7 protein-coding genes and 1 pseudogene are annotated in these 7,011 nt (G+C 73.6%); 4 read left to right on the forward strand and 4 right to left on the reverse strand.

Going from position 1 to position 7,011, the window contains the following annotated elements; all coding sequences use genetic code 11:
* The 4 genes and pseudogenes from E4099_RS26630 to E4099_RS26645 all read right to left on the reverse strand — a co-directional run.
* Positions 1-399, reverse strand: a pseudogene (locus E4099_RS26630) (diguanylate cyclase); the annotation flags it as partial.
* Positions 400-762: 363 nt separating this feature from the next.
* Complete coding sequence (locus tag E4099_RS26635) at positions 763-1,557, reverse strand: enoyl-CoA hydratase/isomerase family protein (RefSeq protein WP_135341673.1); 795 nt, start codon at positions 1,555-1,557, stop codon at positions 763-765.
* A gap of 82 nt (positions 1,558-1,639) precedes the next feature.
* Positions 1,640-2,740 carry an adenylate/guanylate cyclase domain-containing protein gene (locus E4099_RS26640; protein WP_135341678.1) on the reverse strand — a complete coding sequence of 367 codons (1,101 nt, stop codon included), beginning with the start codon at positions 2,738-2,740 and terminating at the stop codon, positions 1,640-1,642.
* Between the two features lie 220 nt (positions 2,741-2,960).
* Positions 2,961-3,842: a biotin--[acetyl-CoA-carboxylase] ligase gene (locus E4099_RS26645; RefSeq protein WP_135341674.1), complete on the reverse strand. Its 882-nt coding sequence runs from the start codon at positions 3,840-3,842 to the stop codon at positions 2,961-2,963.
* A gap of 261 nt (positions 3,843-4,103) precedes the next feature.
* Between E4099_RS26645 and E4099_RS26650 the strand changes: the two genes are divergently transcribed.
* From E4099_RS26650 to E4099_RS26660, 4 genes are all read left to right on the forward strand, one after another.
* The gene (locus E4099_RS26650) at positions 4,104-5,684 is read left to right on the forward strand and encodes an acyl-CoA carboxylase subunit beta (protein WP_135341675.1); all 1,581 of its coding nucleotides are present in this window, start codon (positions 4,104-4,106) and stop codon (positions 5,682-5,684) included.
* An 88-nt stretch (positions 5,685-5,772) separates the two neighbouring features.
* Positions 5,773-5,979, forward strand: a complete 207-nt coding sequence (locus E4099_RS26655; RefSeq protein ID WP_135341676.1) for an acyl-CoA carboxylase epsilon subunit — start codon at positions 5,773-5,775, stop codon at positions 5,977-5,979.
* Between the two features lie 78 nt (positions 5,980-6,057).
* A complete protein-coding gene (gene mmpB / locus E4099_RS33230) occupies positions 6,058-6,198 on the forward strand; it encodes a morphogenic membrane protein MmpB (protein WP_167828487.1) in 141 nt (46 codons plus the stop codon).
* Positions 6,199-6,335: 137 nt separating this feature from the next.
* Positions 6,336-6,947: a Maf family protein gene (locus E4099_RS26660; RefSeq protein WP_135341677.1), complete on the forward strand. Its 612-nt coding sequence runs from the start codon at positions 6,336-6,338 to the stop codon at positions 6,945-6,947.
* Positions 6,948-7,011 lie beyond the last annotated feature (64 nt).

Genomic DNA, 7,011 nt, shown 5'->3' on the forward strand with positions numbered 1-7,011 from the left:
CCCCCAGCCCGCGTCGGGCCGTACCCCCGGCTCCCCGCCGCCGTCGGCCCCGGGAGGCGGATCGGCCACCTCCACCCAGGCGTGCGGCTCCCCGCCGCGCGCCCACTCCTCGTGCAGGAACTCGGTGATCTCCGGAAAGTCGCTGACCGGGTAGCACTCGTCCGCCGGGAACTCCTGCTCGTCCTCGGCCAGTTCCCCCTCGTTCACCAGGACCCGCAGCCGCCCCAGCTCGCGCTCCCAGACCGAGACGGCCGCGAAGTCCCCGCCGAGGGCGCGGCGGGCGCCGGCGGCGGCGGAGCGCACCGCGTCCTGCGGGGTGTGCGCCGCCGCCATGGCCTGCGCCAGCCCCACCACGGCCCTCAGCCGCGCATCGCCCTCGTCGGTCACCGTGCCTCGCATTCCGTTCCGGTGCGCGGCGCGCACCACGCACCTCCCGTATCACGGCGCGTACCCCGCCATCCAGCCTAGGAATACCGGGCGGTTTTCGCGCTTCTCGGAGGCGCGGGTGGCGCCCCGGGAGCCGCGTCCTGCCGTCCCCGGCGGACCGGTGAGCCCGCCGGGGACGGGGGGCCTCCCGAGAGCGCCTACCGGGCACCGCCCGGGCCACCCCCTGGGGCCTGTCGGGGCAGCCCCAGAGGCACCACCTGGGCCGCCACCGGGAGCACCTACTGGGCCCCCGGGGGCACCTACTGGCCACCTCCCGGGAGCACCCCCGGAGTCAGCCCGGGGGTCAGGCGGAGGGAGGGGCAGTCCTCGGGCTGCTCACTCCCCCGGCCAGTCCGGCGTCCGCTTCTCGTTGAACGCGGCCACGCCCTCCGCCCGGTCGCCGGAGAAGGCCACCGTGCGCCAGGCGGCGTCCTCCACCTCCAGGCCGGTGCGCAGGTCCAGGCCGTGGCCGAGGCGGAGGGCCCGCTTGGCCGCGCGCAGGCCCACCGGCGAGTTGGCGGCGATCCGGGCGGCCAGTTCCAGCGCCTCGGTACGGTCCGCGCCCTCGGCCGCCAGCTGGTCCACCAGGCCGAGCCGGAGCGCTTCCTCGGCGGGCACCCGGCGGGCGGTGAAGATCAGCTCCGCGGCGCGCGCGGCGCCCACCCGGCGGGGCAGCAGCTGGGTGCCGCCGCCGCCCGGCAGCACGCCCACCGAGACCTCGGGCAGGCCCACCACCGCGGTGGGGTCGGCCACGATCAGGTCGCAGGAGAGCGCCAGCTCGAAGCCGCCGCCGAGGGCGTAGCCGTGCACCGCGGCCACGGTGGGCATGGGCAGTTCCAGCACCCCGGTGTAGGCGGAGCGGGCCAGCGGGCGCTGCCGGAGCAGCTCGGCGTCGCTGAAGCCGTTGCGCTCCTTGAGGTCCGCGCCCACGCAGAAGGCGCGCTCATGGGTGGAGGTGAGCACCACGACCCGCACCGAGCGGTCCTGGGCGAGGGCATCGCAGGCGGTCGCGAGGGAGCGGGCCATCTCGGTGGAGACCGCGTTCATCGCCTTGGGCCGGTCGAGTGCCAGCTCGGCCACATGTCCATGTCGCGTGACCCCGACGAACTCGCCGAACCGCTGTTCCGTCATGCCGCCCTCCCGGTACGTTAACGATCGTTGACCGGATCATCGCAGGCGAGGCGGCGCGCGTCACCCCCCTGCCGGCAGCGTCTCAGCCGCGCCGGGTGAGCAGCCAGGGTTCGACCACGCCGAGGCCGCGCACCGGGCGCTGCCACATCGGCTGGAGCGCGAAACGGTACTCCGGGGCGGCCTCGCCGCGCTTGTCGGCCGCGGCGGCCTCCTCCGCGGCCTCCGCCTCGGAGACCGGGGCGTCCCCGGTGCGGGTCAGCTCCTCGGCCAGCGCCCCGTCCACCAGCACCGCGTCCTTGGGGGCTATCGAGGTGAGCCGGCTGGCCAGGTTGACGGTGGTGCCGAAGACATCGCCCATCCGGGTCGTCACGGTGCCGAAGGCGATGCCCACCCGCAGCTCCGGCATGGTGGGGTCGTTGGCCATGGTCTCGATGAGCCGCAGGCCGATCTCGGCGGCGGTGCCCGCGTCGTCCGCGGCGTACAGCACCTCGTCGCCCAGGGTCTTGATCAGCCGCCCGCCGTGCGCGGCGACCAGGTCGGCGGCGGTGGTCTCGAAGGACTCGACCAGCTCGCCGAGCTCCTCCTCCTCCAGCCGGCGGGTGAGCCGGGTGAAGCCGACCAGGTCGGCGAAGCCCACGGCCAGCCGCCGGTCGACCATCTCCACGTCGTCCCCCGCCTGCACCACCCGGCCGGTCGCCGCGGCCAGCTGCCGCCGGTAGACGTAGACCAGGAACTCCTCCAGCTCCGGGAGCAGCAGCTCGACCAGCGGGTAGGCGATCTCGGTGCGGGTGAGTCCGGGTTCCTGGGGCTCGGTCAGGCCCTCCAGGAAGGAGTCGATCTGCCAGTCGGCCAGCCGGGCGGTGGTCTGCCCGGTGGAGCGGGCGACCTGGATCGCCATCGGCTCGCTGAGCAGCCCGGCCTCCACCAGTCCGGCCAGCCGCCGCAGCGCCAGCACGTCGGCCTCGGTGAGCGCCTTGGCCTGGCCGATGTCGGCGAAGCCCATGGCGTGCCAGAAGCGGGTGGCCAGCTCCACCGAGACACCGGCGCTGCGGGCCGCCTGGAAGGGGGTGTACTGCCGCTCGGCGCCGAGGATCAGCCGCTCCAGCCGGAGCGCGATCGAGTCGTCCTCGCCGGCGGGCTCGACGGCGGCCGGAGTGTCCGGCGTGGCCGATCCGGGGTTCACCGCGTCCGGATCCGCGCCGTCTTCGACGGTCACCGCCCGCCCCCTGTCCGAGTCCTGCGCACTGCCGTTTCCGCTTCCCTCGTGTCCGACGTGTCTGAGCGTTCCCGTTCCTTCCGGTCTTCCCAGTGCCGGATGCTCCGGCCGCTGGTCGCGGAAACCGTCGGGGGGCCGCCCGTGAGCTGGACGGACCGCCACAACGATACGTCAGGTGTGCCGTAGCTCACTCTCCTCCGGCAGGGCGGAGATGCACGATGTCGCCCGCCGCGATCGGCTCCCGCACCCCGTCCGCGGTGGCCAGCACCAGCCGTCCGTCGCCGTCCACCGCGACCGCCTCCCCCACCGTGTCCCGCCCGCCGGGCAGCTCCGCCCGAACCGTCCGGCCCAGGGTGGCACAGCCGGCCGCGTACGCCTCCTGGAGTCCGCTGACCGAGGGATCGCCGCCGGCCTCGCACCACTTCCCGTACCAGTGTTCGAAGGAGCGGAGTACGGCGCGCAGCAGCGGATCGCGGTCCACGGTGTGCGCCCCGGCCAGGGCCAGCGAGCCGGCGGTGGGCACCGGCAGCTCGTCCGCGCGCAGGCTCACGTTGAGCCCGATGCCGATCACCACCCCGGCCTCCGCGCCGGGGGCCCCCGCGGCCCGCTCGGCGAGGATGCCGCCCGCCTTGCGCTCCTCGCCGCCCACCCGCAGCAGCAGGTCGTTGGGCCACTTCAGGGCGGTGTCCACACCGGCGGCGCGGGACAGCGCGGTGGCGGTGGCGACCCCGGCGAGCAGCGGCAGCCAGCCCCAGCGGGCCGCGGGGACCCGGTCGCCCGGGCGCAGCAGCACGGAGAAGAAGAGCCCGGAGCGGGCGGGGGCGCTCCAGCTGCGGTCCAGCCGGCCGCGCGCGGCGGTCTGCTCCTCGGCGACCAGCACGACGCCCTCGGCGGCCCCCTCCCCGGCCCGGGCGACCAGGTCGGTGTTGGTGGAGCCGGTGGCCGCCACCACGTCCAGGGCGGTCCACAGCCCGCCGGGCCGGACCAGGGCGCGGCGCAGCGCGTCGGCGTTCAGCGGTGGCCGGTCCAGATCGCTCCACCGGCTGCCGTGGGTGTCAGAAGGGCTCATACGGGCCAGCCTAGGGTCAGGAGGTGTGGCCAACGACGCAGTGCCACCGCGCAGTCCCCGCCGATACCCTACGACCCGGTAACCGAGGAGACCCACCCGGAAAACCACCGACGTCCGACCACCGAGCGTTCCGAGTACCCCGAACCCTGTCCCCCACAACCCAGACAGCGCCGGCACCCCCGGGACCCACAGGTCTCGGGAGCCCCGGAACACAAGTCCCCCATCCAGTCCGCCCTGAGGACGAGCAGGAGCCGCACGCCGATGTCCGAGAAGGAAATTGACATCCACACCACCGCGGGCAAGCTCGCGGATCTGCAGCGCCGTATCGATGAGGCCATCCACGCCGGTTCCGCGCGCGCGGTGGAGAAGCAGCACGCCAAGGGCAAGCTGACCGCCCGTGAGCGCATCGACCTTCTTCTCGACGAGGGCTCCTTCATCGAGCTGGACGAGTTCGCCCGGCACCGCTCGACCAACTTCGGCATCGAGAAGAACCGCCCGTACGGAGACGGCGTGGTCACCGGCTACGGCACCGTCGACGGCCGCCCGGTGTGCGTCTACTCGCAGGACTTCACCGTCTTCGGCGGCTCGCTGGGCGAGGTCTACGGCGAGAAGATCGTCAAGGTGATGGACTTCGCCCTGAAGACCGGCTGCCCGGTCATCGGCATCAACGACGGCGGCGGCGCCCGGATCCAGGAAGGCGTGGCGGCGCTCGGCCTGTTCGCCGAGATCTTCCGCCGTAACGTTCATGCCTCGGGTGTGATCCCGCAGATCAGCCTGATCGTGGGCCCCTGCGCGGGCGGCGCGGTCTACTCCCCGGCGATCACTGACTTCACCGTGATGGTGGACCAGACCTCGCACATGTTCATCACCGGTCCCGACGTCATCAAGACGGTGACCGGCGAGGACGTCGGCTTCGAGGCGCTGGGCGGCGCCCGCACCCACAACACCACCTCCGGTGTCGCGCACTACATGGGCGCCGACGAGAAGGACGCCATCGACTACGTCCGCTCGCTGCTGTCCTACCTCCCCTCGAACAACCTCTCCGAGCCGCCGGCCTTCCCCGAGCAGGCCGACCTGGAGGTCACCGAGGAGGACCGGGAGCTGGACACCCTGATCCCGGACTCCGCGAACCAGCCGTACGACATGCACAAGGTCATCGAGCACGTGCTGGACGACGGCGAGTTCCTGGAGGTCCAGCCGCTGTTCGCGCCCAACATCGTCACCGGCTTCGGGCGGGTCGAGGGCCACCCGGTGGGCGTGGTCGCCAACCAGCCCATGCAGTTCGCCGGCTGCCTGGACATCGACGCCTCGGAGAAGGCCGCGCGCTTCGTCCGCACCTGCGACGCCTTCAACGTGCCGGTGCTGACCTTCGTGGACGTGCCGGGCTTCCTGCCGGGCACCGACCAGGAGTACAACGGCATCATCCGGCGCGGCGCCAAGCTGATCTACGCCTACGCGGAGGCCACCGTCCCGCTGATCACGGTGATCACCCGCAAGGCGTTCGGCGGCGCGTACGACGTCATGGGCTCCAAGCACCTGGGCGCCGACCTCAACGTGGCCTGGCCGACCGCGCAGATCGCGGTGATGGGCGCGCAGGGCGCGGTGAACATCCTGCACCGCCGCACCATCGCGGAGGCCGAGGACCCCGAGGCCACCCGCGCCGAGCTGATGACCGACTACGAGGACACCCTGCTCAACCCGTACGTCGCGGCCGAGCGCGGCTACGTGGACGCGGTGATCATGCCGTCCGAGACCCGCCGGCACATCGTCCGCGGCCTGCGCACCCTGCGCACGAAGCGGGAGACCCTGCCCCCGAAGAAGCACGGCAACATCCCCCTCTAGGCCACCCCGCCCACCGCCACCCTCAACGGACGCTTCGCACACTCAGCGACTTCCTTGCCCGCCCACTCTCGAGAAGGGCTGAAACTCCATGATCAGGGTTCTGCACGGCAACCCCACCCCGGAGGAGCTGGCCGCCGCACTCGCGGTGGTCCAAGCCCGCGCGGCGGCCGCGGCCGCCGCGCCGGACGGCCGGCCCACCCTCTCCGAGTGGTCCGACCCGGCCCGTACCGTCCCCGGCAGCCGGCTTCCGCACCCCGGGCCGAGCGCCTGGCGCACCAGCTACTGGCCTGCCTGACCAGCTGCCTTTCCCGCCGGTGGCGCCTGAGTACGGATACTCAGGCGCCACCGGCGCCTCAGCGGCAGGATCGGGGGCATGCTCTGGTCCGACCCCTCAGACGAACCCCCCGAGGAACTCCGCCGGGTGCAGGCCAGCCTGCGCCGCGCGGGCACCGTCATGGCGGTCTGCGTACTGATCGCGCTGATCGTGCTGAGTGCCCTCAGCGGGAGGAACTGACCGGGCGTACGCGGCGGGCCCTCACGATGTCCCGAGGCATGGCCGCGCACTGAGGCAGCAGGGCGGCTGGGGAACTGCTGCCACCCGGCGCCGGGACGGCCGACGGGGCCCGTCGGGCACCCCCTACGCTGGAGCCCATGACTGACCGCCGCACCCTTGTCCTCGCGTCCGCCTCCCCCGCCCGGCTCGGGCTGCTGCGCCAGGCGGGCCTGGCGCCCGAGGTGATCGTCAGCGGGGTGGACGAGGACGCCATCACCGCGGACACCCCCGTCGAGCTGTCCCGCCTGCTGGCCGAGGCCAAGGCGGACGTGGTGGCGAGGCTGCCGCAGGCCGCGGGCGCCCTGGTGGTCGGCTGCGATTCGGTGCTGGAGCTGGACGGCCAGGCGCTGGGCAAGCCCGCCGACGCCGAGGAGGCCACCGCCCGCTGGAAGGCGATGCGCGGCCGGTCCGGTGTGCTGTGCACCGGCCACTGCGTGATCGACACCGCGAGCGGCCGGCAGGTCTCCGCCACCGCCACGACCACGGTGCGCTTCGGCGAGCCCAGCGACGCCGAGGTGGCCGCCTACGTGGCCAGCGGCGAACCGCTGCGAGTGGCCGGCGCCTTCACCCTGGACGGCCGCTCGGCCCCGTTCATCGACGGCATCGACGGCGACCCCGGCAACGTCATCGGCCTCTCCCTCCCCCTCCTCCGCCGCCTACTGGCCGACCTGAACGTCCCCATCACCAACCTCTGGACCCCCACCGCGTAACCCGGCCCCAGGGTCCCTGGGCGCTCCGAGGCCCGCCCCAGGGGGCCGCCAGGCCCCCCAGGGG

The sequence above is a fragment of the Streptomyces palmae genome (genome assembly GCF_004684805.1).
GTDB classification, from domain to species: Bacteria; Actinomycetota; Actinomycetes; order Streptomycetales; family Streptomycetaceae; genus Streptomyces; species Streptomyces palmae.

Excerpts from the sequence above, each read along its gene's own strand:
- E4099_RS26660 (WP_135341677.1), top strand. The coding sequence starts at position 6,336 with ATGACTGACCGCCGCACCCTTGTCCTCGCGTCCGCCTCCCCCGCCCGG.
- mmpB (WP_167828487.1), top strand. The coding sequence starts at position 6,058 with ATGCTCTGGTCCGACCCCTCAGACGAACCCCCCGAGGAACTCCGCCGG.
- E4099_RS26635 (WP_135341673.1), bottom strand. The coding sequence starts at position 1,557 with ATGACGGAACAGCGGTTCGGCGAGTTCGTCGGGGTCACGCGACATGGA.
- E4099_RS26655 (WP_135341676.1), top strand. The coding sequence starts at position 5,773 with ATGATCAGGGTTCTGCACGGCAACCCCACCCCGGAGGAGCTGGCCGCC.
- E4099_RS26645 (WP_135341674.1), bottom strand. The coding sequence starts at position 3,842 with ATGAGCCCTTCTGACACCCACGGCAGCCGGTGGAGCGATCTGGACCGG.
- E4099_RS26650 (WP_135341675.1), top strand. The coding sequence starts at position 4,104 with ATGTCCGAGAAGGAAATTGACATCCACACCACCGCGGGCAAGCTCGCG.